We start from the raw sequence: 24,547 nt of genomic DNA, 5'->3' as shown, positions 1-24,547 counted from the left end.
CCAATCCCAAACCCTACGTCTGGACCAAGACCGCCGACCACATCCTCGACACCCTCGCCGCCTACTGCCAACGAATTAACGACTCAGGACACTAGGCGAACCAGCCCAGGATCGCCTCGACGACGCCCGCCGGGTCTTCGAGCGGCGTGAGGTGACCGGCGCCGGGCAGGACGACGAGCCTGGCCTCGTCGAGGGCGTCGACCATCTTGCCGGCTTCCTCGACGGGGGTGAGCTTGTCCTCCTCGCCGACGATGACGAGCGCGGGCACGTCGGACTTGCGCAGCACGTCCAGCGAATCGGGACGGTTGCGCATCGCGCGTGCCGCCCACGCGACCCCGGCGGGCGGCTGCGCGTCGATGAGCTCGCGCACGCGTTCGGCGGGGTCCTGGTTGTGCAGGAGGTTCGGCAGGTTCGCATCGGCCAGCCAGCCCTGGACGCCCTCGGCCTCGGCGCGTTCGGCGACCTTGAGGCGGTTCTCGGCCGCTTCGGGCGAGTCGGGCGTGGCTTTGGTGTCGATGAGCACGAGCCCCGCGACGCGCTCGGGGGCTGCTTTCAGCACCGCGAGGGCGACGTAACCGCCCATCGAACAGCCGCCGAGCACCACTTCGTCGAGTTCCAGCCGGTCGAGCAGCGCGAGGACGTCGCGCGCGGCGTCGTCGAGGCTCGGCTCGCGGTCGGTCTCCGGCAGCGGGCTGCGGCCCAGGCCGCGCTGGTCCGGCGTGATCAGCCGCAGGCGCTCGGCCAGGGGCGCGCGGACGGGGTCCCACATGCGCGCGTCGAGGGGGAAGGCGTGCAGCAGGAGGAGCGGCAGTTCGGTCATGACGGTGATTCTGTCGGACCCCGCCGCTAGCGTGCGGGGTGTGCTGAGGGAGATGCCCAGGAAGATCGAGACCTCGCGACTCGTGCTGCACCCGTTCACCGAGGAGGACCGCGCCGCCGTCGTCGCCATCCAGACGGACCCGGCGACGCACCGCTTCAACCCGGACCCACCGGACACCCCGACCGGCGACCTGCTGTTCGACTCATGGCTCGCCCACTGGGCCGAGCACGGGTTCGGCTACTGCGCCGTGCGGGAGCAGGGCGGGGCCGAGGTGCTGGGCCTGACGGGGGTGCGGCTGCGGCTGTTCCGGGGCGAGCGGGTGCTGAACCTGGCGTACCGCTTCGCGCCGTCGGCGTGGGGCCGGGGGTACGCCGTGGAGGCGGCGAGCGCCGCCGTGGAGTGGGCTGAGCGGGAGCTGCCGGAGATTCCGGTGTTGATCAGCGTGAACTCGACGAACGCGCCATCGCTGCGGGTGGTGGAGCGGCTGGGGTTCACGCGGTTCGAGGAAGAGGTGTACGAGGGGGCGGTTTCGCGACATTTCCGCCGGTGAGCTTCGGTGAGCTCCTGCGTGATTCGGGGTCTTCGAGAGTTCCGGCACCGGTTCCCCGGCCGTCACCCGTTGCGGTTTCGGGCTACCAGCGCCGGTTCGGGCGCCGCCGGGCACGGGCGTCCCAGCAGGTGCGGTGCCAGTGGCGGCGGTCGGCGACGGAACCGGTTTCGTCGGCGGGCCACACGACGACGTGGGGCGTGCCGGGCCGGATCTCGTGGTCGCAGCCGGGGCAGCGGTACGTCTTGGTCGCGTGCGAGCCGGGCACGGTACGCACCAGCCACTCGCCGTCGGGGCCGGACTCGGCGTGTGCCCAGCCGCTGGCTGCGCCGACGTCGGGCTGCTCGGCACGACCATGCCGATCTCTGCCGGGGCGATTGTGTCGGGGCACGGGAAACACGTTAACCGGCGGGATCGGTGGGCTGCAGAGCGTGGTCCACCTTGCCGCTCCGCCTGACCGCGGCCGAGCGGCGACCCGAGGCGACCCACACCGCTGGATCTGATCCGGCCAGATCGGCTTCCGCTCCGACGACGCCGAAGTGGTCCTCGGCCCGGGCGGCTTGATCACCAAGCCTCGCGGCGAGATGGACGCCATGTGGATCGCCCGACCAGGTCTGCTGCGTGCCAGACCCGGTCGATCTCGCCGGCCTGGCGTGGTGCCGGTCGAGCAGCCCTCGCCGAACGCGGCCACACCGACCGATACTGGTTCGCTCCGCGCGACAAGCGGTTGCCGGCCGGGGCATGCCAGGCCGGCAAGTGAAGCTGGAAACACGTTGCCTGGTTTCCCGATCGCGACCTTCAGGGCTCGGGTCAGGTTGGCCGGCCCGGCAGGCTCAGGATTGCCGCGCCGGCGACAAACCCAGACCGAGTCGGCTCAGCCGTGCGCGGGCCGCAGGTACCAACTGATCGCCCTGCCCGAGTGTCAAACGCCCGGAAGCCGCGTCAGCCTTGCGCGAGGGCCAGCGGCACCAGCTGCTCAGCCTCCGTCAGGGAGCCGTGCTGGCCGATCAGCGACGTCTCGACCGCTTCGGCCAGGCCGCGGACCATGCCGAACGTGCCCTGGGCCGCGGCGACGACGTCGCCGATGCGGGGGCGCACGCGGTCGCTCACGGTGCCGAACCAGCCTTGCGCGATGGCCTCGTCGCGGGGCAGGACCCAGGCGCGCGGGCCGAGGACGGACTGCCAGGCCGCCAGGACATCGGCAGCCGCGCCCGATTCGGTGTAGACGTGGCGGGCGCGGACCTCGCCGCCGAAGGCGCGGACGCCGTCCAGCAGCTCCGGGGTGTCCTCGAGGTCGAGTTTGTCGTCCACGGTCACCATGCCGTGGTCGGCGACGACGGCCAGCAGCGCGCCCGCGGGGAGTCCGTCCACAATGGACTCGACAAGGCGGTCGACGTGCCGAAGCTGCATGCGCCAGGCGGTGGAGCCGGGGCCGTAGAGGTGGCCGAGCAGGTCGAGTTCGCTGTGGTAGGCGTAGCAGAACGACGGTGCCGCGAGCACCTCCAGCGTCCGCGCGGCGAGGTCGCCCAGGGCGTGGACGCCGGCGTAGCGGGCGCCGCTCTGGGTGGCGCGGGTCAGGGCCGTGTCGGAGAACTGGGCGGAGGACACGACGGCGGCGTCGAGGCCGGCCGCGGCGGCGCGTTCGAAAGTCGTCGGAAGCGGCTGGACCGAGCGGGGCGGGAGGGCGCCGCGCAAGTCGCTGCCGTCTTCGTGGGAGCGCCAGCGCAGGGCGTTGAGCACGCCCGTGCCCGGCACCTCGAACGTGTACCCGACCATCCCGTGCTCCCCCGATGCCAGGCCGGTGCCGATCGCGGCGACGCCGGCCGCCGTCGTCGACGGGAAGCCAACGCGCAACGGGCTCTTCGCGAGCTCCGTGAGCACGGGCGCGTCGGCCGCGTGCTCGGCGAGGAGCTGCCAGCCGAGGCCGTCGATGAGCAGCACGCACGCACTGCGCGCCTCCGGCAGCGCGAGCGAACCCGCCTCGCCCGGCACGCCGAGCGCGCCCAGCACCGCGGGGACGACCTGGCCGAGGTGCGGGAGGTCCGTGATCTGGGGAACGTCCACGAAGACAGCTTCCCACCCGCCTGCGCGGCAGCGATAATCGACGCATGCCCACTTACGCCTACCGCTGCCGCGACTGCACCGACACGTTCGAGCTGCAACGGCCGATGAGCGAATCCGGCGCGCCGGCGCCGTGTCCCGAGGGGCACACCGACACCGTGAAGCTGCTGACCACCGTCGCGCTCACCGGCTCCGCCGCGAGCCCCGCGCCGTCGGGTGGCTGCTGCGGCGGCGGGTGCTGCGGCGGCTGACGGTCAGCAGGCCTTCAGCGCCTGGTCGAGGTCGTGCCAGAGGTCCTCGACGTCCTCGAGCCCGGCCGAGAGCCTGATCAGCCCGTGGGTGATGCCCGCCTCCTCGCGGTCGCTCTCGGCGACGACCCGGTGCGTGAGCGACGCCGGGTGCTGGATGAGCGTGTCGACGCTGCCGAGGCTCACCGCCGGCGTGACCAGCCGGACGGCGGCGATCAGCGCGTGCGGATCCCCCGCCACCTCGAAGGCGACGAGCGGGCCGCCCAGCTTCGGGTAGTGCACGGCGGTCACCGCTTCGTGCCTCTTGAGCCGCTCGGCCAGCACGGCGGCGGTGTCGCTGGCCGCCGTCACGCGCAGCGGGAGCGTGGAAAGCCCGCGCAGCAACAGGTACCCCGCCAGCGGGTGCAGCACGGCGCCCGTGGCGAACCGGATTCCCCGCAGCCGCGCGGCTTCCTCCGCGTCGCAAGCCACAACGCCGCCCATCACGTCGCCGTGGCCGCCGAGGAACTTCGTCGCGCTGTGCAGCACGAGGCGCGCGCCGTGGCGGCCGGGGCGTTGCAGGACGGGCGTGGCGAAGGTGTTGTCAACGAGCACGGGCACGTCGCCGCACGCGTCGACGAGGGCATTGACGTCGAGCTCGGTGAGCGTCGGGTTGGCGGGTGTCTCGACGAAGACCAGGCCGGTGTCCGGCCTGAGCGCCGCGGCGACCTCACCGGGCGCTGCCCACGTGACCTCGGTGCCGAGCAGCCCGGACGTCAGCAGGTGATCGGTCGACCCGTACAGCGGCCGGACGCCCACGACGTGCCGCTTTCCTTGCGACGCGGCGGAAAGCAGGCACGCGGACACCGCCGCCATCCCGCTCGCGAACGCCACCGCGTGGTCGAACCCCTCCAGCTCGGCCAGCGCCCGCTCGAACCGCTCGACGGTCGGGTTGCTGACACGGCCGTAGATGCCGGAGACCTCGCCGCCGGTCGAGAACTCGTCGATCCTCAGAGCCTCGGCCGCGCTGTCGCGGGACGGGTACGTCGTCGAAAAATCGAGGGGTACGGCGTGCAGGCCCAGGTCGGTCAGGTCGTCGCGGCCGGCGTGGACGGCTCGGGTGCGCAGCGCGTTCGTCATGGCGCTGAGCGTCGGCCATCGTGCGGTTTTGCCGCAACGCTTTCGGATATCATTCGCGGATGAGCGATTCCGTCGAACTGAGCACGGTGGACCTCGAGATTCTGCGCGTGCTGCAGAACGATGCCCGGACGTCGAACAAGGACCTCGCGGCCGCCGTCGGCGTCGCGCCGTCCACCTGCCTCGACCGCGTGGCCCGCCTCCGCTCGACGGGCGTGATCACGGGCCAGCACGCCTCCGTCGACGCCGCCAAACTCGGGCGGCCCCTGGAGGCATTCCTGTTCGTGCAGGTCCGGCCCCACCGGCGCGAGCTGGTGGACCCGTTCGTGTCCGACCTGCTCGCCCTGCCCGAGGTGCGCGCCGTCTACCACCTCACGGGCCCGGACGACTTCCTCGCCCACGTGGCCACCAGCTCAGCCGCCGAACTCCAACGGCTGGTGCTGGACGAGCTGACGGCCCGCGACGAGGTCGCGCGGGTGCACACGAACCTGGTGTTCCAGCACTGGAGTGGCGGGCCGTTGTTGCCGCCTACTCCGTCCGCACCTTGACGGGGTGCCGCGGGTCGGTGGGGCACAGGAAGATGTTCAACGCGCCCTGCTCGCCGAACTCCCAGTCGGCTTCCTCGTCGTCCCTCCGCTCGCACCCGCAAGGCATCTCGTCCTCCTGCGTCGCCAGCGCGATCGCCTGACGCAGGCGCGCGCCGCACTCGCGACAGCTCAGGTCTTCCGGATCCCCGGCATACCAAGCCGTCCAGCCGCCGACTTTCGAGAACTGGCCGAGCTCGTACTCGACGTCATCGCGGCTCGTCGGCAACCCCAGCTGCGCGCGGCGGTCCGGGGAGAACTCCTCGACGTAGGCGAATTCCCGGAGCCGGCACGGGTGCAGGACGCGTGGCTGGGGCAGGAACATGTCGTCCGCTTCTTCGGGTGGCTCCGGCGCTTCGGCGACTTCGCCGACGGTGCTCGAGTCTCGCCAGAGCAGGCGCACGGCGGGGCCGTAGTGGTGCTTGCTTTCGTGCAGAGTCGGGCACAACAGCACCTGCGCGAGATCCATGCCATCGGGGAACGGCAGCTCCGGGAAATCCCGGCGGTAGAACTGGGCGGCACCGACCATCGCGGGCACCGGCTCGTCGTCCGGGTGCCCGCCGGTCCAACCATCGTCGGTCGCCTCGGGCTTCGCCGGCCAGGTGACGGGACACGTCGGCCACGGTTCACTCGCGGGCCACAGCAGGGGGCCGCCGAGGTGGCTTTCGCCGACGGCGGGCTCGCCGTGCACGGGGTGGAGGCGCACCGCGGTGCGCGCGTGCTCGATCAGAGCGCTGAACTCGGTGGGGAGGTTCACCGCGCGAGGGTATCGCTCGGCACCGACAACTCCGGAGAACAGCGCGAATACCGACCGCGACGATTCCTTTCGATCGGGAATCGGTCAAAAACCCGGTCGTCGATTCCGGTAACGGAGAACGCGGCCGGCCCGACGTCCGGACCACAAAGGATTTGCCGGTCGAGGGACGGAGGTAGCGGCATGACGAGCACGACCGGACCGGCCGCACAGAATTCCCAGGACTACTGGGGCCCGCCCACGCAACCGATGCGACTGCCGCGCCAACCGGGGCAGATCAGCACGGTGATGTTGCTACTCGCCGCGCTGTGCGGGGCGGCCGTGATCGGGGCGATCTGGCTGGGGATCGCGCTGGCGGCGTGAGGGGATTCCGGTTTGTGAATTGCCGGAATGCGCGAGTGGGCGGTGGCGGAGAACGGTGATCCGCCGCCGCCCATCGCAGCAAAAGAGTCCACAATAGACCCGCTACTCCCCGAAGTTCGACTCCACCAGACCGGTCACCGTGGCGAGCGCGTCCGAAGCCTCGGGCCCCCGGGCGCGCACGACGATGTGGTCGCCCTGCCGGGCGCCGAGGGACATGAGGGCCAGGACGCTGTGGGCGTCGGCTTCCTGGTCGCCCAGGCGGATCGTCACCTCGGCTTCCAGGGAGGCCAGGCTGCGCACCAGGACGGCGGCGGGGCGGGCGTGGAGGCCGACCTCGTTCGTCAGCGTGAGTTCCTTCTCCTGGGCATCACCAGGAGAGTCCACCGCGGCGAGGTCCGGGGCCAGGCCGGCGCCGGCAGCGGCCGAAGCCACTGCCTTGCGGTCCGCTCCGCCCTGAGCAGCGACGGCGGCCGCGATGGCGCCCTCCACCAGAGGACCGTCGGCGACCACGGCGGCAAGGCCGCCGGAAAGAGACTCCACCGCGAGCTCCGCCGTCATCTGCGCGCTGCCCAGGTCGTAGAGCAGCACCACGCCGTCGCCGGAGTCGGCGCGTTGGGTGGCGGCCACGACTTCGTCGTAGTCGGTGCCGATGCCGCCGTCGTCGGGGAGGCCGCCGGCGGGGATGATGCGGACGTCGGGGGCCATTTGGGCGGCCAGGTCGGCCAGGCCTTCGGCCAGTTTGGCGCTGTGCGAGACGAGCACGATCCCCACGGTCACCGGGCAGCCTCCGCGAACGCGCGCAGCAGCAGGGCCGTGGAGCGGGCGCCGGGGTCCATGTGGCCGACGGCGCGTTCGCCCAGGTACGAAGCCCGGCCCTTGCGGGGCACCAGGTCCACTGTGGACTCGGCGCCGCGGTCGGCCGCGTCGGCCGCCGCGGTCAGCACGTCCGCGATCGGAGCGTCCGCAGGGCAAGCGGCGGCCGCGGAGACGGCCGGGATGAGCGCGTCGACCATCGTCGCGTCGCCGCCAACCGCTTTGCCGCGCGCCTGCACACCGTCCAAAGCGGCCTGCAGAGCGGCCACCAGCAGCGGCACGTCGATCGAAGCCGCGTCGCCCAGTTTCGTCGACGCACGCAGGAAAGCCGTGCCGTACAACGGTCCCGCCGCGCCGCCGACCTTCGAGATCAACGTGGTGGCCGCCAGTTTGGCGACGCCCGCCGGGGTGGCGGGCACCTCCGTCTCCAAGGCGGACACGATCGCGGTGAACCCGCGGCTCATGTTCTCGCCGTGGTCGCCGTCGCCGATGGCGCGGTCGAGCTCCACCAGCTCGGAGCGGTGCTCGGCCACGACTTCGGCCGCGGCTCGCAGCGCGGCCGCGACTCCTTCGGAAGAACAACCCATCAGATCCCCCACCGCAGCGCGGACGTCCACACGGGCGCGTCCCACAGCTCGGTCAGCTCGTCGTCCAGCTTCAGCAGCGTCAGGCTCATCCCCTGCATCTCGAGACTCGTGATGTACGGTCCGACCAGCCTGCGTTCGACCACGATCCCACGCTCGGCCAGCAGCCGCTCGGCGATGCCGTGCGCGAGGTAGAGCTCCAGCAACGGCGTGGCACCCATGGAGTTCGTGAACAGCAGCACCTTGTCGCCCGCCTCGTACGGCAGATCCGACGCGACCGCCTCGACCATCCGCGCCACCAGCGCGTCGGCGGGCTCGGCCGGGATGCGCTCGCGGCCCGGCTCGCCGTGGATGCCGATGCCGAACTCGATCTCGTCCGGTCCCAGGTCGAAGCTCGGCTCGCCGACGTGCGGCACGATCGGAGCGCTCAACGCCACCCCGATCGACCGCACCTGCCCGACGACCTTGCGCGCCAGCGCCTCCACGGCGTCGAGCGAGTCGCCCCGCTCCGCGGCCGCGCCCACGATCTTCTCCAGCAGCACGGTCCCGCCGACGCCACGGCGGCCGGCGGTGAACGTGGAGTCCTTCACCGCGACGTCGTCGTCGATCACGACGCTGCGCACCTCGAGGTCCTCGGCCGCGGCCAGCTCGGCGGCGGTCTCGAAGTTCAGCACGTCACCCGTGTAGTTCTTCACGATCAGCAACGCACCGGACGGCCCGGTCGTCGCGGCGACCGCGGCCTGCACCCCGTCCGGCGTCGGGGACGTGAACACCGCGCCGGGCACCGCCGCGTCGAGCATGCCGCGCCCGACGAACCCGCCGTGCAGCGGTTCGTGGCCGGAGCCGCCACCCGAGATGACGGCGACCTTGCTCGGCACCGGCGCGTCGGCCCGCACCACGACGGCCGGATCGTCCTGGACACGGAGGATGTCGGCGTGGGCCACGGCGAGGCCTTTCAAGGACTCCGCGACCACTGTCGCCGGATCGTTGATGATCTTCTTCATGGCAGACCTCCGACACATCGGCGTGGTGGATGTCACCAACCTAGCCGCCGACACCGGCCCACCGCCAAGCTTCAGGCCCTCGGCAGGTTCCCCGCGACGCTTTTCGCCAGCGTCGTCGCCGTCGCGCACGGGTCGCTGGTACCCGGCTTGAGGTCGTAGTCGGTGAATCCCACCTGGACGACTTCCACGTGGTCACCCTGCCACGGCCGGTGCTGCCACTCGACCTTGCAGTCTGTCCCGGCGGTGCCCTTTTTGGCGTACGCCTGGTTCGCACCGCCGACGTCGGCCTTCAGCCAGCCGTCGCCTTCCAGCGGCGGGAGGGCCGGGAAAAACATCACCGTGATGTTCGGGCTGTTGCCCCATTGGCAGCTGTGCAGCCCGGTCGCCCCGCCCTTCGTGCCCTTCAGCACGGCGTCCACGGCGGACTGGTCGAGCACCGCGCACGCGTCGGCTGTGAGCACGGATCCCTTGACGTCCGGGTATTTCAGCGGGGAGTTGTGCACCTTGTCCACGGCGGGAGCGAGCAAGGTTCGTCCCGCACGACACGGATCGCCACCCGGGTAATCGATCTCGAACGCGATGCCGAGACTCGGATCGCGCGAGGTGAGCGCACTGACCTCGCACGAACCGCCGGTGGTGTCGGGCACCTCGACCTGCGGCAGGCCGCCGACCTGGCCCGTGGTCTTGTCGGAGGCGAACAGCACGATCGCCCCGAGCTGCACGTCGACCGAGAGCTCCTTGCCGCCGGCGTCGCGCACTTTGGCGCTGCACTCGTCGAACCGGACGCTCGACGCCGTGGGCTCGCCCTCGGGAGTGCCCAGCGCCGAGAGCGACGCGTTGTCGAGGAACTGGCACGGCAGCACCTGGCGCAGTGCCCCTGCCGCGACCGCGGCGTCGGTGATCGGCCCGCTGCCACCGTCCCCGCTCGCGGCGGGGACGGTGGTGCGGGGGAAGTTCTCCTTGCCCAGCTGCGGACCGCCACAGGCGGTCAGGAGGAGGACACCGGTCACCACCAGGGGAAACAGCCGGCCGAGTTTGAGATCGCGCGCCACGCGGAGCACGGTAGCGGCAGCCGGCCCCGGCTGTCCGGACAACCCGCCTATCCGGCTGCCGGCGGTTCGGTGGTCTCGTCCTCGTCGGGCTGCTCGGTCTGGTCCAGCACGACGATCGGGCGCAGTCGCGCCCACAGGATGAACAACGCCGTGAAAATCAGCAGGGCGATGCCGGCCCACAGGTTGATGTTCACCCCGGACGACTTCACGCGGTCGGCCTCGGTCTCGAACGCGGCACCCATCACCGTGAGGATGATGCCGTAGACGCCGGTCAGCAGGGCGATGATCAGGCGGATGTCGAACGCGCCGGCCTTGCGCGCCTGCGGTGTGGATTCGGTTGCCATGGCGGCCGTCCTCCTAGAAGACGAAGTTCAGGACGAGCGTGAGGACGGCGGCGATACCGGCCAGCAGCACCGGCTTGCGGTACCAGCCCGCGTCTTCGCCGGTGGTCTCGTGCTTGAGCGAATCGCGCGGCGTGAGCGAGTAGACCAGGCCCACCAGCTCCGACTCCGGCTTGGGCGGCGTCAAGTACGTGACGCCGACGCTCACCACGATGTCGACGACGAACGCCGCGATCGCGGCCACGAAGCTCGCGCCCTGCCCCGGCAGGGAAAAGATGTCGGTCTTGTCGAGCACGAACACCACGATCGCCGCCGCCGTACCGAACACCAGGCCCGACCAGCCGGCCGCCTTGCTCATCCGCTTCCAGAACATGCCGAGGATGAACGTGGCGAACAGCGGCGCGTTGAAGAACGAGAACAGCGTCTGGAGGTAGTCCATCAGGTTCGCGTACGTCGACGCGATGAACGCCGTGCCGATCGCCAGGACCGTCGCGACCATGGTCACCACGCGGCCGGTGTTCAGGTAGTACTTGTCCGGCCGGTTCTTCACCATGTAGGTCTGGAAGATGTCGTAGGTGAACACGGTGTTGAACGAGCTCAGGTTCGCCGCCATGCCGGCCATGAACGACGCGAGCAGGCCCGCGATCGCGACGCCGAGGATGCCGTTCGGCAGCACGTCACGCATCAGCAGCAGGAGCGCGTCGTTGAACGTCGCGCCGCTGGGGGCGGGCTTGCCGTCGAGCAGGGCCTGCTTGTTCGCGCCCTGCAGCTCGGTCACAGTCACCGCGGCGACCATGCCCGGGATGATCACGAGGAACGGGATGAACATCTTCGGGAACGAGCCGATGATCGGCGTGCGCCGCGCGGCCGACATGCTCTTCGACGCCATCGCGCGCTGGACCTCGACGAAGTTCGTGGTCCAGTAACCGAACGAGAGCACGAACCCGAGGCCGAACACGAGACCCAGCACGGACAGGAAGTTGCTGCCGAAACCGGTCAGCTGGTTGCCGGGCCACGAGTGCGTCTGCGCGGCGCCGCCCGGGCTGTTGGTCACCTTCTCGATGAGGCCGTTCCAGCCGCCGACCTTGTACAGGGCGACGATCGTGAGCGGGATCAGCGCCGCGAGGATGACGAAGAACTGCAGCACCTCGTTGTAGATGGCCGCGGAGAGGCCACCGAGCGCGGTGTAGGTGAGCACGATGACGGCCGCGATGATGATCGAGACCCAGATCGGCCAGCCCAGCAGCAGGTTGACGACGCTGGCCAGCAGGTACAGGTTGGCGCCCGCGATGAGGATCTGCGCGAGCGCGAAGCTGCTGCCGTTGACCCAGTGGGCGGCGGGGCCGAAGCGCCGGAGCATGAACTCGGGAACGCTGCGCACCTTGGAGCCGTAGTAGAACGGCATCATCACGACGCCGAGGAACAGCATCGCGGGGATCGCGCCGATCCAGAAGTAGTGCGCCGTCGGCAGGCCGTACTCGGCGCCGTTGGCGGACATGCCCATGACCTCGATCGCGCCGAGGTTGGCCGAGATGAACGCCAGGCCGGTCACCCACGCCGGGAGCGAGCGCCCGGAGAGGAAGAAGTCGAGACTGCTCGACACCTGCTTGCGGGCGAGATAGCCGATGCCCAGCACCAGCACGAAATAGAACGCCAGCTCGATGTAGTCGATCGCACTCGCGTCGAGCCGCAGGTTCGCGTCGGCAAGGACCTCCACGCGAGCCACCTCCGAATTCAACAATTTCCCACAGGAAACACCAGCGTCCTGTTAGATCCGGACAGTACTGCATGAATTCCGGAGCGGCACCCCGACACGGGCGATCTTGGAAAACGCCTTCTCGCCACGGCGATGAGCTGGGGAAACGCGGGCGTTCGGCCAATGTGATCTTGACGGCTCGCGCACCGGTGACCGGTACCTCACGAACGCGCAGATGCGCCCACAAGGCACCACATCGTCCACTCAGGACGGTCGTCGAGGGTTGCGCCGGCGGCTCAGAACAGCCGGAACTCGTCCGATTCGATGCCGCGCAGGGCGTCGTAGTCCAGGGTCAGGCAGCGGATGCCGCGGTCTTCCGCGAGGGTGCGGGCCTGGGGCTTGATGATCTGCGCGGCGAAGACGCCCTGAACGGGGGCCAGGAGCGGGTCGCGGTTGAGGAGCTCGAGGTAGCGCGTGAGCTGCTCGACGCCGTCGATCTCGCCGCGGCGCTTGATCTCCACGGCGACGGACTTGCCATCCGCGTCGCGGGCCATGATGTCGACCGGGCCGATCGCGGTGGGGAACTCGCGGCGCACGAGGGTGTAGCCGTCGCCGAGGGTCTTGATGTGCTCGGCGAGCAGTTCCTGCAGGTGCGCCTCCACGCCGTCCTTCTGCAGGCCCGGTTCGGCGCCGAGCTCTTGCTCGTGGTCGTGGTAGATCTCGTCGAGCGAGATCACGAGCTTCTCGCCCTGCTTGTTCTCGACGATCCACAGGTTGCCGTCCTCGATGAGCCAGCAGGGCGGGCTCATCCAGTTCAGGGGCTTGTACGCGCGGTCGTCCGAGTGCACGGACACCGAACCGTCCGACTTGACGAGGAGCAGGCGCGTGGCCATCGGCAGGTGGGCGGTGAGGCGGCCGGCGTAGTCGACCTGGCAGCGAGCGATCACGAGACGCACCCGCCGAGGGTAGGACAGGCTCGGCGATACTGGGCGAGTGGACCCCATTCAGCGTGTCGCGACCCGCGAGGTGTATCGGAACAACTGGATGACGGTGCGGGAGGACGCCATTCGCCGCACCGACGGCAGCGAAGGCATCTACGGTGTGGTCGACAAACCGACCTACGCCCTGATCATTCCGATGGACGGCGACCGCGTGCTCCTGGTCGACCAGTTCCGTTATCCCGTCGGCGAGCGCCGCTGGGAGTTCTGCCAGGGGACGGCTCCCGACCTCGCCGAAACGCCGCCTGCCGAGCTCGCGTGCCGGGAGCTGCGCGAGGAAACCGGCCTGCGCGCCGAAACCGTCACGGAGATCGGGCTGCTGGAAGTCGCGCCCGGCATGTCGAGCCAGCGCGGCCACGTCTACCTCGCCACGGACCTGACCGAGGGCGAGCCGGAACGCGAGCTCGAGGAACAGGACATGACCACGGCGTGGTTCACCCGCTCTGAGGTCGAGAAGATGATCTCGACGGGCGGCATCACCGACGCGCAGTCGATCGCCGCGTACACACTCCTGCTGCTGCACGAGCGTCGTTGAAAGCGGCTGGGACTTCTCAGTCCGGCCACTCGGCCTTGCGCTTCTCCAGGAACGCCGCCATGCCTTCCCGCGCGCCCGGCAGCTGCGACGCCGAGGCCATGACCTCCAACGCGATGGCGTAGGCGTCGGCTTCCGGGCGGTCGAGCTGGGCGTACAGCGTCTGCTTGCCCATGGCCTTGCTCGCACGGCTGCCGCGCGTGGCCCGCGCGAGCAGGGCGGCGATGGCGTCGTCCAGCTCCTCGTCCGGGACGACGGAGTTGACCAGACCCCAGTCGAGCGCGGTGGCGGCGTCGACGACGTCGCCGGTCAGAGCCAGCTCCATCAAGCGTTTGCGGCCGATCGAGCGCGCCACCGGGACGGCCGGGGTGTGGCAGAACCAGCCGCCTTTGCCGCCGGGCAGGGCGAAACCCGCGGAAGACGCGGCGACGGCGAGGTCGCACGAGGCCACGAGCTGGCAGCCCGCCGCGGTCGCCAGGCCGTGCACGCGCGCGACCACGATCTGCGGCAGCGATTGCATGGTGCGCATCAGCTCGGTGCACAACGTCAGCAGCTCGCGCACGCCCATGAGGTCGCGCGCGGCGACGTCGCCGAAGTCGTGGCCCGCGGAGAAGACCGGGCCGGCGCCGGCGAGGACGATGCCCGTCGCGTCGGTGGTGCCGGCTTCGCGGAACGCCGCGAGCAGCTCGGTCAGGTGGTCGGCGGACAGCGAGTTGCGCCGCGCGGCGCGGTTCATCGTGATGGTGATCGTGTCACCGTCGCGCTTCACGAGGATGTGCTCGTACTCGGCCATACCCCGACCGTAACGCCGCCGGGCGCGGAACGGAACGTCCGCCGGTACGAATCGGGCCCGACGCCGACCTCCGCGCGCAGCCGACGGCGCAGGTTCGCGGCCGTGCCGAGCCCCGACCGCTGTGCGACGCGCTCCACCGGTAGCTCGGTGGTCTCCAGCAGGCGTTGCGCCAGCCGCACCCGTTGCCCGCGCAGCCACCGCCCCGGCGTGACGCCCGTGGCCGCGGCGAACTCGCGGTGGAACGTCCGCTCGCTCATCCCGGCGTGGCCGCACAGGTCCGCCACACCGATCTCCTCGGCCAGCCGCGCCAACGCCCAGTCCATAGTGGACGACAGACCCGGCCGGGCAGGCGCCGCGGGCAACGGGTTCTCGACGTACTGGCGCTGGCCGCCCTCGCGCGCGGGCGGCATCACGAGGCGCCGCGCGAGTTTCGCCGCGACGTCCGCGCCGTGGTCGCGGCGCACGAGGTGCAGGCAGAGGTCGAGACCGCCGACCACGCCCGCCGAGGTGAGCACGCCGTCGCACTCTGTGTAGAGGACGTCGCGCTGCAGCTCGGCTCTCGGCGCAGCGACGGCGAGTGCGTCGAGGTCCCACCAGTGCGTGGTCGCGGGGCGGCCGTCGAGCAGGCCCGCGGCCGCGAGGGTGAACGCGCCGGAGCACAGGCCCGCCACGGTCGCGCCGGAGCGGTGGACCCGGCGCAGCGCGGCCGACGCGGCGGGCGGCACCGGAGCGTGCGGATCGTCGCGGCCGGGCGCGAGGACGAGGTCGCAACCGTCGAGTCCGGTCAACCCGTGCGTCGGCGTGACCTCTCCGAACGGGGACAACAGGGTGCGCCGCCGGCCCGCCCCGCACAGCCGCACAGTGAACGGGCCGATGCCGCTCTCGCTGCGGTCCTGCGCCCAGACCTCGGCGATCACCCCGAGGTCGAACGCGCGCGTACCCGGCAGGAGCAGCACCCCGATCGTCCGCATGGCAGAAAAGTACCGGATCGCGCGCCTTCTGCCACTCCCCTCGGTACCCGCGGCCCGGCGAGACTCACCGGTATGACCGCACTCATCCTCATCGACGTCCAGCGCGGGTTCTCCGACGAGCAGTTCTGGGGCCCGCGCAACAACCCCGGCGCGGAGGCCAACATCAAGGCCCTGCTCGACGCGTGGCAGCAGCGCCGCCTGCCCGTGGTGCTGGTGCACCACGACTCCGTGCACGCCGATTCGCCGCTACGGCCCGGCCAGCCGGGCAACGACTTCCTGCCCGAGCTCGACGGCGCCCGCCCCGACCTGGTCTTCGGCAAGAAGGTGAACTCGGCCTTCCTCGGCGACGTCGACCTCGACGCGTGGCTCAAGACCCACGGCATCACGAGCTTCGTCCTCGCCGGGATCCAGACCAACTTCTGCTGCGAGACCACGGCCCGGATGGGCGGCAACCTCGGCTACGACGTGACCTTCGCGCTCGACGCGACCTTCACGTTCGACCTGCCCGCCCTCGACGGCACGACCGTGACGGCCGACGAGCTTTCCCGCGTCACCGCGGCGAACCTGCACAACCAGTTCGCGACGGTGCGGTCCACCAAGGAAATCCTGGGCTAGCGCCGGTCGATCACCGCCCGCAGGAACTCCTTCGTCCGCTCGTGCGAAGGAGCGGTGAACAGCTTCTCCGGCGGCGCCTCCTCCAGCACCCGGCCGTGGTCGAACATCATCACCCGGTCCGAAACGTCCCGCGCGAACTGCATCTCGTGCGTCACGCACAGGATGGTGATGTCCGTGGTGGTCGCGATGTCGCGCAGCACTCGCAGGACGTCGGCGACGAGCTCCGGGTCCAGCGCCGAGGTGACCTCGTCGAGCAGCAGCACGTCGGGCCGCATCGCCAGGGCCCGGGCGATCGCGACCCGCTGCTGCTGCCCGCCGGAGAGCCGCGTCGGATGCGCGTCGGCCTTGTCCTCGAGCCCGACCAGGCCGAGCAGCTCACGCGCCCGCTGCTCGGCCTCGGCCGCCGGCACCCCGAGCGAACGCACCGGCGCTTCGGTGATGTTGCGCAGCACGTTCATGTTGGGGAACAGGTTGAACTGCTGGAACACCATGCCGATGTGCCGCCGCATCAGCCGCAGGTGCTTCTCGTCCGCGGGCACCAGCCGGTCGCCGCGGCGAGTGTGGCTCAGGCACTCGCCGCCGACGTCGATCGTGCCGCCGTCCACCTTCTCCAACGTCATCAGCAGCCGCAGGATCGTCGTCTTGCCCGATCCGCTGGGACCGATCAGCGAGACGAACTCCCCCGGCGCCACGGTGAAGCCGAGGTCGTCGAGCACGACGTGGTCACCGAACTTCTTGACCACACCGGAAAACCGGATCATCGCGGTGTCAGGCTCGTTCGGCACGGCGTTCCAATCGTCGGGCCAGCAGTGACGAGGGCAGGCTCACCAGCAGGAACAGCACCCCGGCCAGGGTGTAGGGCTCGACGACGCGGAAGGTCTCCGCACCGACCTCCTTGGCGCGGTTGAGCACGTCCAGCACGCCGATCGCCAGCAGCAGCGGCGTTTCCTTGAACATCGAGATCGTGTAGTTGCCCAGCGCCGGCACCACCCGCGGGATCGCCTGGGGCAGCACGACCGCCGTCCACACCCGCGGCCGTGGCAGGTTCAGCGCCACCGCCGCCTCCCACTGTCCTTTCGGGACGGCTTCGATCCCGGCCCGGTAGACCTCGGCGGTGTAGGTCGCGTAGTGCACGCCGAGCGCCACGACACCGGTGACGAACGCCGACATCGTGATCCCCGTCAACGGCGGAACGAGCCAATACAGTACGAAGACCTGGATCAGCAGCGGCGTGCTGCGGATGAACTCGATGAAGAACAACACCAAGCGCGAAAGCACCGGGATCCCGGCCCGGCGCAGCAAGGCCAGCACCAAGCCGAGCGCGTACGCGACGGCCGAACCGAGCAGCGTGAGCTCGACCGTGACCAGCAATCCCTTCAGCAGCAACGGGATCGCGTCGGCGGCGGCCTGCCAGTCCCAGTTCATCCGGTACCTCCGCCCCCGACCGAGAGCACCGGGGCCGTGCTCGCCACCGGTGCGCGGCCGAGCCGGCGTGCCGCCCACCGCTCCAGCGCCCGCATCCCGGTCGTGATCAGGATGGCGAGCAGGAGGTAGAGCACCAGCTCGGTGCCGTAGATCCAGCCGATGTCCGCGCCGAACACCGGCCGCAACAGCTCACCGCGTTCGGTGATCTCGCCCGCGGAGATGAAGGACAGCAGCGCGGTGCTCTTCAGCAGCTGGATGAACAGGTTGTTGAAGGGCGGCAGCATCTCGGCGAACGCCTGCGGCAGGAGCACCCGCACCATCCGCTGCACCGGCGAGAAGTTGAGCGCGACAGCCCCTTCGTACTGCTCCTTCGGCACCGACCGCACGGCGCCGCGCACGACCTCGGCCCCGTATGCGCCGTGGTTCAGGCCAAGGACCAGGATGCCGGCGAACAACGGCACCAGCTGGAGCCCGACGAGCACCGGAAGCACGAAATACAGCCAGAACAGCTGGACGACCTCGGACGTTCCGCGGAAAACCTCGACGTACACCCGCGCGACCGCCCGGACGGGCCACCTCGGTGAGAGCAGGGCGAGCCCGGCGATCAGCGCGACGACGATGGTGACGAGGATCCCGCCGACCGCGGCCTCGATCGTGATGCCCAGCCCGGCGAGGATGGACGAGATGATGTGCGGCACGTTCGACACGGCGCGCCGCCCGTCACGCGGCGCAGAGCTTCTCGGTCGTCACGTCCGGCTTCGGCAGGTTCGCCTGCGTGAAGCCGAAGGGCGCGACGATCCTCGTCCACTCCCCACTGTCGTGCAGCTTCTTCAGCTCGGTGTTGAACGCGTCGACCAGCGGCTTGTCGGCCGTGCGGAAGACGAACCCGCCCGCCGAGATCACCGGCACGCCGTTTTCGACCGGGTCGAACCCGGGCGTCACCTCGGCGGCGGCGCCAGGGTTCTTCTTCAGCACGTCCTTCAGCGAGATGTCGGTGAGCGCCGCGGCGTAGACGCGGCCGTCGGTGACCGCGCGCAGCATGTTGTCCTGGGAGTCCAGCGTCTGGATCTGGTCTTCGGACACACCGGCGCTGGTCGCGTAACCCTTCTCGACCGCCGCGGACAGCACCGCGACCTTGACCTTCTTCGCCGCGATGTCCTGGAACGTCAGCACCTGCTGTGGGTTGCCCTTCGGCACGAGCAGCGCGGTCAGCGCCGAGTAGTCCGGGATGGAGAACGCGGCCTGCCCGCAGCGTGCCGCCGTGATGTTCATGCCCGCCGCCACCACGTCGTACTGCTTCGCGTTGAGCGCCGGGATCAACTGGTCGAAGGAGACCGCGCTCGCCTCGACGTTGTCGATCCCCAAGTTCCGGAATACGACTCGCGCTACTTCAGGGGCCTCGCCCGTGACTTTTCCGCTTTGATCGGTGTATCCGTAGGGGGATTCGTTCGCGATTCCGATTTTGATCTTCTTGGCGGACTGAGCCGCCTGCAACGCGTCACCGGACGACGTCGACGTACATGCGGAAAGAAACACCGGACCACCCAGTACGGCTGCTCCCACCAGCGCGGATCTCCGGAACAACTGCCGTCGCGACCATTCGTCGTGCTTCATCACAGCACCTCGTTTCGATCACATTTCCGTGCGTCGAACGTAGGTGTCGACCGGGTACGAGGCACGCCGAGCACAGCCGATAAGCGCCAGCCGTTACCGTAAATTGACCGGCCGGAACAATGCGTGTTCGAGAGCTTTCAGTCCGTGGCCCGTTTGTCCTGGTTCACCGGACGCACGATCGCCACGCCGCGGTCCAGGTCGATCATCCCCAGCGGCGGCGCGCCCTGAGCGTCCTGGTCGAGGGTCATCTCCACGGAGTCGCGGTGCTCGAGCTCGTTGCGCTTGGTGCCGTAGAGGAACGAGGTGACCTCGTCGAGGTACGTCGACGACAGCCGCCGCTTCAGCCGCGACGGCTTGCGGCCCGGCCGCACTTCCCACGCGCCCACGATCACGAGCAGCAGCGTCGCGGCGGGCAAGGCGATCGACATGATGACCTGCACGTCTCACCCAACGTGCGACGGGCGGGCCGCGTTCCGCGCGATCAGGTCGGCGAGCTGGGCGGCATCGCGGACGGCGACCAGTTCCGGCAGCATCGGGTGCCACGCGGGCCGGGGCCGGTACTCCTGGTCCTTGACCCACTCCCACCAGGTCGGGCGGAAGTCGATCGTCCCGAGGCCGTCGCCGAGGTCGTGCACGCGGGGCGCCCGGAGAGCCGCGAGCGGCACCCAGCGGAACTCCGAGCCCGACCCGCCGTGGGCGACGAACACGAGCCGGCGGTCGGTGACGAAGTAGGTCGTGATGGCGAGCAACGCGCGGCGTTCCTTCGGGCGCTCGACCGCGAACCCGGCCACGAGCGCGAGCACGATGATCCACGCGTAGAAGGCCGCGTTCAGCACGTCGAACCAAGCGATCACGAAGCTGCCGCCGAACGCGAGGACGGCGAGCACCACCCACCAGTAGTAGTCGCGGAACCGCCGGTGGTAGCGCTGCGGCCGGCCGGACCACAACACCGTCTCGCCCTCTTCGATCGGAAACAACACCGTCTCGCCGTCGTCAATCGGATTCATCGTGCCCTCCCTCTCCCGGGATGAGCACGCCGTCCGGTTCGCCGGGGTTGTCCCGCGCGGCGAAGTGCTGTGACCGAAATCCGCGAGACTCCGCCGTGAGCGGCGATTACCGTGGACCAACGTGACTTGGAGTGGGTACGGCAGTTATCTCGTCATCGTGGTCCTCATCGTCCTGGCGCCGGGGCCGGACACGATGGTGATGCTGAAGAACGCGCTGTCCGGCGGCGCCCGCGGCGGGCTGCTCGCGACGGCCGGCATCTTCGCCGGCAACGCGTTGCAGGGCACCGCCGCGGCGCTCGGGCTCGGCGTGGTCATCGCCCGGTCCCAGCCGGTGTTCATCACGCTCAAGTGGCTCGGCGCGGCGTACCTCGTGTTCCTCGGGTTCCAGGCCCTGCGCGGCGCGTGGCGCGGCAACTACGCGGAAGTCGAGGAGACCCAGCGCAAGCGCACGAGCGGCTTCCGCCGCTGGCGCGAAGGGTTCCTGTCCAACGTGACGAACCCGAAGGTCCTCGTGCTGTACCTGTCGGTGCTGCCGCAGTTCCTCGACCCCGTGCGCACCACCACGTGGGACGCGCTCGTGCTCGCCTACACCGTGGCGGTGCTGGGCACGGTGTGGCTGCTGGTGCTGCTGTTCTTCGTGCACCGCGTGCGCGCGTGGCTCAAGCAGCGCAAGGTGCGCCGCGCGCTCGACGGTGTGACCGGCACCGCGCTCGTCGGCTTCGGGGCGGCCCTGGCCCTGGAGTCCTGACCCGGGTTAACGTTCGCCGCATGACGTGGGGTGTGTACGGCGGGTTCCTCGCCATGATGGTGGTGCTCGCCGTGGCGCCCGGGCCGGACAGCATGGTGGTCCTCAAGAACGCGCTGTCGGGCGGTGCCCGCGGTGGCGCGTGGGCGTGTGCCGGGATCGCCGTGGCCAACTTCCTGCAGGGCACCCTCGCCGCGCTCGGCCTCGGGGCCGTGATCACGAGCTCGCGCCCGATCTTCGAAACCGTGAAGTGGCTCGGTGTCGCCTACCTCTGCTACCTCGGTTTCCAGGCGCTGCGCAGCGCGTGGCGTGGTGACTACCAGTCGCTCGCCGAGGCGAAACGCGCCCGCCAGAGCGCGTTCCGCCGCTGGCGCGAGGGGTTCCTCTCCAACGTGACCAACCCGAAGGTGCTGGTCCTCTACCTCTCGGTGCTGCCGCAGTTCCTCACGCCCGGAGTCACCACCACCGGCGACGCCCTGCTGCTCGCCTACACCGTCGCCGCCGTGGGTGCGGTCTGGCAGATCCTGCTGCTCCTGCTCGTGCACCGCGTCCGCGGCTGGCTCGAGCGCCGCCGTGTGCGCCGCACCCTCGACAGCGTGACCGGCACGGTCCTCATCGGCTTCGGCGTGGGGCTGGCACTGGAGGCCTAGAGCGTCTCGTCGAGCCAGTCGAAGACGCGGGCCGTCGCGAGCCGCTGCGCGCCGACGTGGCAGTGGGCGTCCGCGCCCTCCTCGGCGGTGAACGAGAGCAGCGTCTTCGGGCCGGTGAGCCGCTCGTAGAGCCGGCGGGGCTCGGGCTGCGTTTCGCCGTCGCCGTTGAAGAACAGGTCGTCGGCGGCCTCGCAGACGAGTGCCGGGCACTTGATCCGCTCGGCCACACCGCCGTCGAGCGTGTAGGCCAGGTACTTCGCGAGGAACTCGCGGTCGGTCGCCGCGCCCATCACGTACCGGCCATGGTCGGTGGCCCAGCGCAGCGTGGGGCTCGCGGCGCGGCCGGCGGCCAGCAGCTTGTCGAGCTCCTCGTCGTGCGGTGCGTTGGCACGGCGCTCGATCTCCGCGCGGTCCCACGGCAGGAAAGCCGTGACCGCCGAGCCGGCGTCGAACACCCCGTCCACGGCGACGACCGCCTTGATGCGCTCGTCGAAAGCCGCGGCGCGGGGCGCGAGCATGCCGCCGAGACTGAGTCCCAGCAGCGCGACCTTCTCCGGGTCGACGCCCGGGTCGGCGAGTACGAAGTCGAGCACCGGGCCCACGCCGTGCTCCCAGTCGGGCCGGAAGACGAGCCCGTCGCGGTGGATCGCGCTCGGCTGGCCGGGGCCGTCGAACGCCAGCACGTGGTATCCGCGCTCCTGTCCCCCGGCCGCGCCGAAGAAGTGCACCTCCTCCGCGCTGCCGTCGAAACCGTTGTGCGCCACCAGAATCGGGCGACGGCCAGTGCCGGGCGCGCGGTAGAAGTAGCCGCGCAGCACGTGTCCTTCATACGGAATCTCGACACGCTCGACGCCCGTGAACCCCTCGATCGCGCGGTGGAAGCACTCGACGCTGCGGTCGTAGGCGTAGGCGATGCGCGGGTCGGCGGGATTGCCGTGCAGGAAGAACTCCGCCGAGCGGTAGTAGGTGGACGCGCGCAGGTACGCGTCACGGGCGCTGATCGGGTGCGCGGCGGCCACCCCGTCGGCTTCGGCCGCCAGGCGCTCGGCCGCGGCGAGCCACTCGTCGTGCCAGCTGTCGTAGTCGCCGGGCTTGATGCGCGAGGCGGTGACGACGACCTCGCCGAAGTCCGAACCGCCGTAACTCGCGTGGCCGAACACGCGGAGCGTCTCGAACCAGAACTGGGGGTCGTCCTCGAACAGCAGCTGCTTCATCGGGCCCTCCTCCTGAACGGACGATACGGTGCCGTCCCGACGTAAAATTACATGGAACGGTACCGTCTCGTCCACCCGCTAGGATGCGATCATGACAACTCGCCGCGCGCCCACCGGGGCGGCTGTGCTGCAGCCCGACGTCACGCAGGCGATCACGGAAGCGGTACTCGACGAGCTCGCGGAAGTGGGTTACGGCCGGCTGTCGATGGAGGCCGTGGCCAAGCGCGCGGGCGTCGGCAAGAGCGCGCTGTACCGCCGGTGGCGCTCGAAGCACGAGATGATCTCGGCGGTGGTTTCGGAGTTCAGCGTGAGCCGCGCGCCGGAACCCGACACGGGCACACTGCGCGGTGACCTGCGCGAATCGGTGCAGGCGGTGTACGACTGGCTCACGCACCCGCGGTTCGCCCGGATCCTGCCGGACCTCATCGCTCAGGGCGCCCGCGACCCGGAGCCGGCCGACGACCTGCGCACTCGCATCGGCGTCCCTCGCCGCGACGCCGCACGGCCGCTGTTCGAACGCGCCGTCAAGCGCGGGGAACTCCCGGCCGACGTGGACGTGGAGCTGGGGCTCGACCTGCTCGCGGCGCCGATCTACTGGCGTCTGGTGGTACGCCGGGAGCCCCCGGGCCCCGAATTTCTGGACCGGGTCGTCGAGCACGTGCTCCGCGCACTCGACGCCCGCCCCGTGGACTGACTACGCGCGCTCGGGCTCCCCCGCCACACGCTCGATGCGCGCTCCGAGGCGGTTGAGGTTCTCGACGAAGTGCGGGTAACCGCGGTCGATGTGGAAGACATCCCAGACTTCGGTGACGCCCTCGGCGCACAGGCCGGCGAGCACGAGGCCGGCGCCGGCGCGGATGTCGGAGGCCCAGACCGGCGCGCTGGAGAGCTGCTCGACCCCGCGGACCACGGCGTGGTGGCCGTCGGTGCGGGCGTCGCCGGAGAGCCGCATCATCTCTTCGATGAAGCGGAACCGGGCCTCGTAGACGTTCTCCGTGATCATCGACGTGCCCTCGGACACGGCCGACAGCGCGACCGCGAACGGCTGCAGGTCCGTGGCGAAGCCGGGGTAGGGCAGCGTCACCCAGTCGACCGCCTTCGGGCGCTCGGGCTGCACAACGCGGAAGCCCTTCTCGTCGAACGTGGTCACGTCGGCGCCCGCGAGCCGCAGCTTGTCCAGCACCAGGTCGAGGTGGTGCGGGTTGACGCCGCGCACGGTCAGGTCGCCGCGGGTCATCGCCGCGGCGAAGGCCCAGGTGGCGCCGACGATCCGGTCGCCGATCACGCGGTGCTCGGTCGGGCGCAGCTGCTCCACGCCGTGCACGGTCAGCGTCGACGTGCCGGCGCCCTCGATCTTCGCGCCCATCTCGATGAGCATCGTGCAGATGTCGGCGATCTCGGGCTCACGCGCCGCGTTGTCGATCACGGTCGTGCCCTCGGCCAGCACCGCGGCCATCAGGATGTTCTCGGTGGCGCCGACGCTCGGGAAGTCGAGCCAGACCTGGGCGCCGACGAGGGACTCGGCGTTGGCGACCACGCAGCCGTGCTCGATCGTGCTCGTGGCGCCGAGCTTGCGCAGGCCGTTCTGGTGCATGTCCAGCGGCCGCGAGCCGATCGCGTCACCGCCGGGCAGCGCGACCACGGCCTTCTTGAGCCGCCCTACCAGCGGCCCGAGCACGCAGACGGACGCACGCAGCTTGCCCATCGCCGCCGAGTCCGCGCGGTGCGACAGCTCGGCGGGCGTGGTGATGCGCGCCGTGTCGCCGTTGATCTCGACCTCGCAGCCGACGCTGCGCAGAACGTCGCCCATCAGGGGCACGTCGAGGATCTGCGGGCAGTTCGTGATGGTGGTGGTGCCCTCGGCCAGCAGGGCCGCGGCCATCAGCTTCAGCACGCTGTTCTTGGCTCCGACCACGTCGACCTCGCCGACCAGCCGTGCCCCGCCGTGCACGTCGAAGTGCTCGCTCATGGCCGCCAATCATGCCCTCTCGCCCAGTTTC

Annotated in this window: 31 protein-coding genes; 9 read left to right on the top strand and 22 right to left on the bottom strand. The window is 70.3% G+C overall.

Translation table 11 applies throughout. The annotated features are described in order from the left end of the window. Positions 1-91: 91 nt before the first annotated feature. On the bottom strand, positions 92-820 hold the full coding sequence (locus ABZU76_RS46895; protein WP_354883517.1) for an alpha/beta hydrolase: 729 nt from the start codon (positions 818-820) through the stop codon (positions 92-94). Here ABZU76_RS46895 and ABZU76_RS46890 point away from each other — a divergent pair. Continuing rightward, positions 819-1,370, top strand: coding sequence for a GNAT family N-acetyltransferase (locus tag ABZU76_RS46890; RefSeq protein ID WP_354883514.1), 552 nt, complete (start codon positions 819-821; stop codon positions 1,368-1,370). The genes ABZU76_RS46895 and ABZU76_RS46890 overlap by 2 nt on opposite strands. 82 nt (positions 1,371-1,452) lie before the next feature. Here ABZU76_RS46890 and ABZU76_RS46885 read toward each other — a convergent pair whose 3' ends face one another. Further along, complete coding sequence (locus ABZU76_RS46885; protein ID WP_354883511.1) at positions 1,453-1,758, bottom strand: hypothetical protein; 306 nt, start codon at positions 1,756-1,758, stop codon at positions 1,453-1,455. A 551-nt stretch (positions 1,759-2,309) separates the two neighbouring features. Continuing rightward, on the bottom strand, positions 2,310-3,431 hold the full coding sequence (locus ABZU76_RS46880; RefSeq protein ID WP_354883508.1) for a nucleotide pyrophosphatase/phosphodiesterase family protein: 1,122 nt from the start codon (positions 3,429-3,431) through the stop codon (positions 2,310-2,312). Positions 3,432-3,475: 44 nt separating this feature from the next. On the opposite strand from ABZU76_RS46880, the gene ABZU76_RS46875 reads away from it, so the two are divergent. Further along, positions 3,476-3,679 carry a zinc ribbon domain-containing protein gene (locus ABZU76_RS46875; RefSeq protein WP_220243781.1) on the top strand — a complete coding sequence of 68 codons (204 nt, stop codon included), beginning with the start codon at positions 3,476-3,478 and terminating at the stop codon, positions 3,677-3,679. 3 nt (positions 3,680-3,682) lie between these two features. Here ABZU76_RS46875 and ABZU76_RS46870 read toward each other — a convergent pair whose 3' ends face one another. Next, positions 3,683-4,795: a PLP-dependent transferase gene (locus tag ABZU76_RS46870; RefSeq protein ID WP_354883505.1), complete on the bottom strand. Its 1,113-nt coding sequence runs from the start codon at positions 4,793-4,795 to the stop codon at positions 3,683-3,685. 59 nt (positions 4,796-4,854) lie between these two features. On the opposite strand from ABZU76_RS46870, the gene ABZU76_RS46865 reads away from it, so the two are divergent. Further along, complete coding sequence (locus tag ABZU76_RS46865) at positions 4,855-5,340, top strand: Lrp/AsnC family transcriptional regulator (protein WP_220243783.1); 486 nt, start codon at positions 4,855-4,857, stop codon at positions 5,338-5,340. Here ABZU76_RS46865 and ABZU76_RS46860 read toward each other — a convergent pair. Further along, positions 5,321-6,133, bottom strand: coding sequence for a hypothetical protein (locus ABZU76_RS46860; RefSeq protein WP_354883502.1), 813 nt, complete (start codon positions 6,131-6,133; stop codon positions 5,321-5,323). The two genes, ABZU76_RS46865 and ABZU76_RS46860, sit on opposite strands and share 20 nt — an antisense overlap. Before the next feature lie 180 nt (positions 6,134-6,313). Here ABZU76_RS46860 and ABZU76_RS46855 point away from each other — a divergent pair, with 180 nt between their 5' ends. Then, positions 6,314-6,493, top strand: a complete 180-nt coding sequence (locus tag ABZU76_RS46855) for a hypothetical protein (RefSeq protein WP_220243785.1) — start codon at positions 6,314-6,316, stop codon at positions 6,491-6,493. A gap of 102 nt (positions 6,494-6,595) precedes the next feature. Here the strand turns inward: ABZU76_RS46855 and dhaM are convergent, their stop codons facing one another. From dhaM to nucS, 7 genes are all read right to left on the bottom strand, one after another. Continuing rightward, complete coding sequence (gene dhaM / locus ABZU76_RS46850; protein ID WP_354883498.1) at positions 6,596-7,270, bottom strand: dihydroxyacetone kinase phosphoryl donor subunit DhaM; 675 nt, start codon at positions 7,268-7,270, stop codon at positions 6,596-6,598. Beyond that, positions 7,267-7,893 carry a dihydroxyacetone kinase subunit DhaL gene (gene dhaL, locus ABZU76_RS46845; RefSeq protein ID WP_354883495.1) on the bottom strand — a complete coding sequence of 209 codons (627 nt, stop codon included), beginning with the start codon at positions 7,891-7,893 and terminating at the stop codon, positions 7,267-7,269. Before dhaL ends, dhaM begins: the two co-directional genes overlap by 4 nt. Then, positions 7,893-8,894: a dihydroxyacetone kinase subunit DhaK gene (gene dhaK / locus ABZU76_RS46840; RefSeq protein ID WP_354883492.1), complete on the bottom strand. Its 1,002-nt coding sequence runs from the start codon at positions 8,892-8,894 to the stop codon at positions 7,893-7,895. The genes dhaL and dhaK overlap by 1 nt, the downstream gene beginning before the upstream one ends. A 71-nt stretch (positions 8,895-8,965) precedes the next feature. Further along, positions 8,966-9,946 carry a hypothetical protein gene (locus ABZU76_RS46835; RefSeq protein ID WP_354883489.1) on the bottom strand — a complete coding sequence of 327 codons (981 nt, stop codon included), beginning with the start codon at positions 9,944-9,946 and terminating at the stop codon, positions 8,966-8,968. 47 nt (positions 9,947-9,993) lie between these two features. Further along, positions 9,994-10,290, bottom strand: coding sequence for a hypothetical protein (locus ABZU76_RS46830; protein ID WP_354883486.1), 297 nt, complete (start codon positions 10,288-10,290; stop codon positions 9,994-9,996). A 13-nt stretch (positions 10,291-10,303) separates the two neighbouring features. Further along, the gene (locus tag ABZU76_RS46825; RefSeq protein ID WP_354883483.1) at positions 10,304-12,004 is read right to left on the bottom strand and encodes a sodium:solute symporter family protein; all 1,701 of its coding nucleotides are present in this window, start codon (positions 12,002-12,004) and stop codon (positions 10,304-10,306) included. A 275-nt stretch (positions 12,005-12,279) separates the two neighbouring features. Next, positions 12,280-12,939 carry an endonuclease NucS gene (nucS, locus tag ABZU76_RS46820; protein WP_220243791.1) on the bottom strand — a complete coding sequence of 220 codons (660 nt, stop codon included), beginning with the start codon at positions 12,937-12,939 and terminating at the stop codon, positions 12,280-12,282. A 37-nt stretch (positions 12,940-12,976) separates the two neighbouring features. On the opposite strand from nucS, the gene ABZU76_RS46815 reads away from it, so the two are divergent. Continuing rightward, the gene (locus tag ABZU76_RS46815) at positions 12,977-13,516 is read left to right on the top strand and encodes an NUDIX hydrolase (protein ID WP_354883480.1); all 540 of its coding nucleotides are present in this window, start codon (positions 12,977-12,979) and stop codon (positions 13,514-13,516) included. A 16-nt stretch (positions 13,517-13,532) separates the two neighbouring features. Here the strand turns inward: ABZU76_RS46815 and ABZU76_RS46810 are convergent, their stop codons facing one another. Both ABZU76_RS46810 and ABZU76_RS46805 read right to left on the bottom strand, forming a co-directional pair. Beyond that, entirely contained in the window at positions 13,533-14,306 is a 774-nt protein-coding gene (locus tag ABZU76_RS46810; RefSeq protein WP_354883477.1) for an enoyl-CoA hydratase-related protein, read from the bottom strand. Further along, positions 14,279-15,277 (bottom strand): helix-turn-helix domain-containing protein, encoded by a 999-nt coding sequence (locus ABZU76_RS46805; RefSeq protein ID WP_354883474.1) that lies wholly within the window; start codon positions 15,275-15,277, stop codon positions 14,279-14,281. The genes ABZU76_RS46810 and ABZU76_RS46805 overlap by 28 nt, the downstream gene beginning before the upstream one ends. Positions 15,278-15,349: 72 nt before the next feature. Here ABZU76_RS46805 and ABZU76_RS46800 point away from each other — a divergent pair, with 72 nt between their 5' ends. Next, complete coding sequence (locus ABZU76_RS46800; protein WP_354883471.1) at positions 15,350-15,892, top strand: cysteine hydrolase family protein; 543 nt, start codon at positions 15,350-15,352, stop codon at positions 15,890-15,892. Here ABZU76_RS46800 and ehuA read toward each other — a convergent pair. The 6 genes from ehuA to ABZU76_RS46770 form a co-directional block, all read right to left on the bottom strand. Then, the gene (gene ehuA / locus ABZU76_RS46795; RefSeq protein ID WP_220247071.1) at positions 15,889-16,653 is read right to left on the bottom strand and encodes an ectoine/hydroxyectoine ABC transporter ATP-binding protein EhuA; all 765 of its coding nucleotides are present in this window, start codon (positions 16,651-16,653) and stop codon (positions 15,889-15,891) included. The genes ABZU76_RS46800 and ehuA overlap by 4 nt on opposite strands. Positions 16,654-16,660: 7 nt before the next feature. After that, entirely contained in the window at positions 16,661-17,317 is a 657-nt protein-coding gene (gene ehuD, locus ABZU76_RS46790; RefSeq protein ID WP_354883468.1) for an ectoine/hydroxyectoine ABC transporter permease subunit EhuD, read from the bottom strand. After that, positions 17,314-18,024, bottom strand: a complete 711-nt coding sequence (gene ehuC / locus ABZU76_RS46785; RefSeq protein ID WP_354883465.1) for an ectoine/hydroxyectoine ABC transporter permease subunit EhuC — start codon at positions 18,022-18,024, stop codon at positions 17,314-17,316. Before ehuC ends, ehuD begins: the two co-directional genes overlap by 4 nt. Before the next feature lie 13 nt (positions 18,025-18,037). After that, entirely contained in the window at positions 18,038-18,931 is an 894-nt protein-coding gene (ehuB, locus tag ABZU76_RS46780; protein WP_354883464.1) for an ectoine/hydroxyectoine ABC transporter substrate-binding protein EhuB, read from the bottom strand. Positions 18,932-19,068: 137 nt separating this feature from the next. Next, positions 19,069-19,359 (bottom strand): DUF6191 domain-containing protein, encoded by a 291-nt coding sequence (locus ABZU76_RS46775; RefSeq protein ID WP_354883461.1) that lies wholly within the window; start codon positions 19,357-19,359, stop codon positions 19,069-19,071. A 15-nt stretch (positions 19,360-19,374) separates the two neighbouring features. After that, entirely contained in the window at positions 19,375-19,938 is a 564-nt protein-coding gene (locus tag ABZU76_RS46770) for a hypothetical protein (RefSeq protein ID WP_354883459.1), read from the bottom strand. Between the two features lie 121 nt (positions 19,939-20,059). Here ABZU76_RS46770 and ABZU76_RS46765 point away from each other — a divergent pair, with 121 nt between their 5' ends. Next, positions 20,060-20,686, top strand: a complete 627-nt coding sequence (locus tag ABZU76_RS46765; RefSeq protein ID WP_354883456.1) for a LysE family translocator — start codon at positions 20,060-20,062, stop codon at positions 20,684-20,686. Positions 20,687-20,706: 20 nt separating this feature from the next. Further along, entirely contained in the window at positions 20,707-21,333 is a 627-nt protein-coding gene (locus ABZU76_RS46760) for a LysE family translocator (protein WP_354883453.1), read from the top strand. On the opposite strand, the gene ABZU76_RS46755 is transcribed toward ABZU76_RS46760, so the two are convergent. Further along, on the bottom strand, positions 21,330-22,547 hold the full coding sequence (locus ABZU76_RS46755) for an alpha/beta fold hydrolase (protein ID WP_354883450.1): 1,218 nt from the start codon (positions 22,545-22,547) through the stop codon (positions 21,330-21,332). The genes ABZU76_RS46760 and ABZU76_RS46755 overlap by 4 nt on opposite strands. A 91-nt stretch (positions 22,548-22,638) precedes the next feature. On the opposite strand from ABZU76_RS46755, the gene ABZU76_RS46750 reads away from it, so the two are divergent. After that, on the top strand, positions 22,639-23,241 hold the full coding sequence (locus ABZU76_RS46750) for a TetR/AcrR family transcriptional regulator (RefSeq protein WP_354883447.1): 603 nt from the start codon (positions 22,639-22,641) through the stop codon (positions 23,239-23,241). Here ABZU76_RS46750 and murA read toward each other — a convergent pair whose 3' ends face one another. Then, complete coding sequence (gene murA / locus ABZU76_RS46745) at positions 23,242-24,516, bottom strand: UDP-N-acetylglucosamine 1-carboxyvinyltransferase (RefSeq protein WP_354883444.1); 1,275 nt, start codon at positions 24,514-24,516, stop codon at positions 23,242-23,244. Positions 24,517-24,547: the final 31 nt, after the last annotated feature.

It is taken from the genome of Amycolatopsis sp. NPDC005232 (genome assembly GCF_040607795.1).
Classification (GTDB): domain Bacteria; phylum Actinomycetota; class Actinomycetes; order Mycobacteriales; family Pseudonocardiaceae; genus Amycolatopsis.
The sequence above is the reverse complement of the archived record's forward strand: the minus strand, read 5'-3'. Positions and strand labels throughout refer to the sequence as shown.

What these genes read in the sequence shown, in the direction of transcription:
- ABZU76_RS46890 (WP_354883514.1), top strand. Translation starts at nt 819, where the DNA reads ATGACGGTGATTCTGTCGGACCCCGCCGCTAGCGTGCGGGGTGTGCTG.
- ABZU76_RS46895 (WP_354883517.1), bottom strand. Translation starts at nt 820, where the DNA reads ATGACCGAACTGCCGCTCCTCCTGCTGCACGCCTTCCCCCTCGACGCG.
- ABZU76_RS46875 (WP_220243781.1), top strand. Translation starts at nt 3,476, where the DNA reads ATGCCCACTTACGCCTACCGCTGCCGCGACTGCACCGACACGTTCGAG.
- ABZU76_RS46870 (WP_354883505.1), bottom strand. Translation starts at nt 4,795, where the DNA reads ATGACGAACGCGCTGCGCACCCGAGCCGTCCACGCCGGCCGCGACGAC.
- ABZU76_RS46865 (WP_220243783.1), top strand. Translation starts at nt 4,855, where the DNA reads ATGAGCGATTCCGTCGAACTGAGCACGGTGGACCTCGAGATTCTGCGC.
- ABZU76_RS46855 (WP_220243785.1), top strand. Translation starts at nt 6,314, where the DNA reads ATGACGAGCACGACCGGACCGGCCGCACAGAATTCCCAGGACTACTGG.
- dhaL (WP_354883495.1), bottom strand. Translation starts at nt 7,893, where the DNA reads ATGGGTTGTTCTTCCGAAGGAGTCGCGGCCGCGCTGCGAGCCGCGGCC.
- dhaK (WP_354883492.1), bottom strand. Translation starts at nt 8,894, where the DNA reads ATGAAGAAGATCATCAACGATCCGGCGACAGTGGTCGCGGAGTCCTTG.
- ABZU76_RS46830 (WP_354883486.1), bottom strand. Translation starts at nt 10,290, where the DNA reads ATGGCAACCGAATCCACACCGCAGGCGCGCAAGGCCGGCGCGTTCGAC.
- ABZU76_RS46810 (WP_354883477.1), bottom strand. Translation starts at nt 14,306, where the DNA reads ATGGCCGAGTACGAGCACATCCTCGTGAAGCGCGACGGTGACACGATC.
- ABZU76_RS46805 (WP_354883474.1), bottom strand. Translation starts at nt 15,277, where the DNA reads ATGCGGACGATCGGGGTGCTGCTCCTGCCGGGTACGCGCGCGTTCGAC.
- ABZU76_RS46800 (WP_354883471.1), top strand. Translation starts at nt 15,350, where the DNA reads ATGACCGCACTCATCCTCATCGACGTCCAGCGCGGGTTCTCCGACGAG.
- ehuA (WP_220247071.1), bottom strand. Translation starts at nt 16,653, where the DNA reads ATGATCCGGTTTTCCGGTGTGGTCAAGAAGTTCGGTGACCACGTCGTG.
- ehuD (WP_354883468.1), bottom strand. Translation starts at nt 17,317, where the DNA reads ATGAACTGGGACTGGCAGGCCGCCGCCGACGCGATCCCGTTGCTGCTG.
- ehuB (WP_354883464.1), bottom strand. Translation starts at nt 18,931, where the DNA reads ATGAAGCACGACGAATGGTCGCGACGGCAGTTGTTCCGGAGATCCGCG.
- ABZU76_RS46775 (WP_354883461.1), bottom strand. Translation starts at nt 19,359, where the DNA reads ATGTCGATCGCCTTGCCCGCCGCGACGCTGCTGCTCGTGATCGTGGGC.
- ABZU76_RS46770 (WP_354883459.1), bottom strand. Translation starts at nt 19,938, where the DNA reads ATGAATCCGATTGACGACGGCGAGACGGTGTTGTTTCCGATCGAAGAG.
- ABZU76_RS46760 (WP_354883453.1), top strand. Translation starts at nt 20,707, where the DNA reads ATGACGTGGGGTGTGTACGGCGGGTTCCTCGCCATGATGGTGGTGCTC.
- ABZU76_RS46755 (WP_354883450.1), bottom strand. Translation starts at nt 22,547, where the DNA reads ATGAAGCAGCTGCTGTTCGAGGACGACCCCCAGTTCTGGTTCGAGACG.
- ABZU76_RS46750 (WP_354883447.1), top strand. Translation starts at nt 22,639, where the DNA reads ATGACAACTCGCCGCGCGCCCACCGGGGCGGCTGTGCTGCAGCCCGAC.
- murA (WP_354883444.1), bottom strand. Translation starts at nt 24,516, where the DNA reads ATGAGCGAGCACTTCGACGTGCACGGCGGGGCACGGCTGGTCGGCGAG.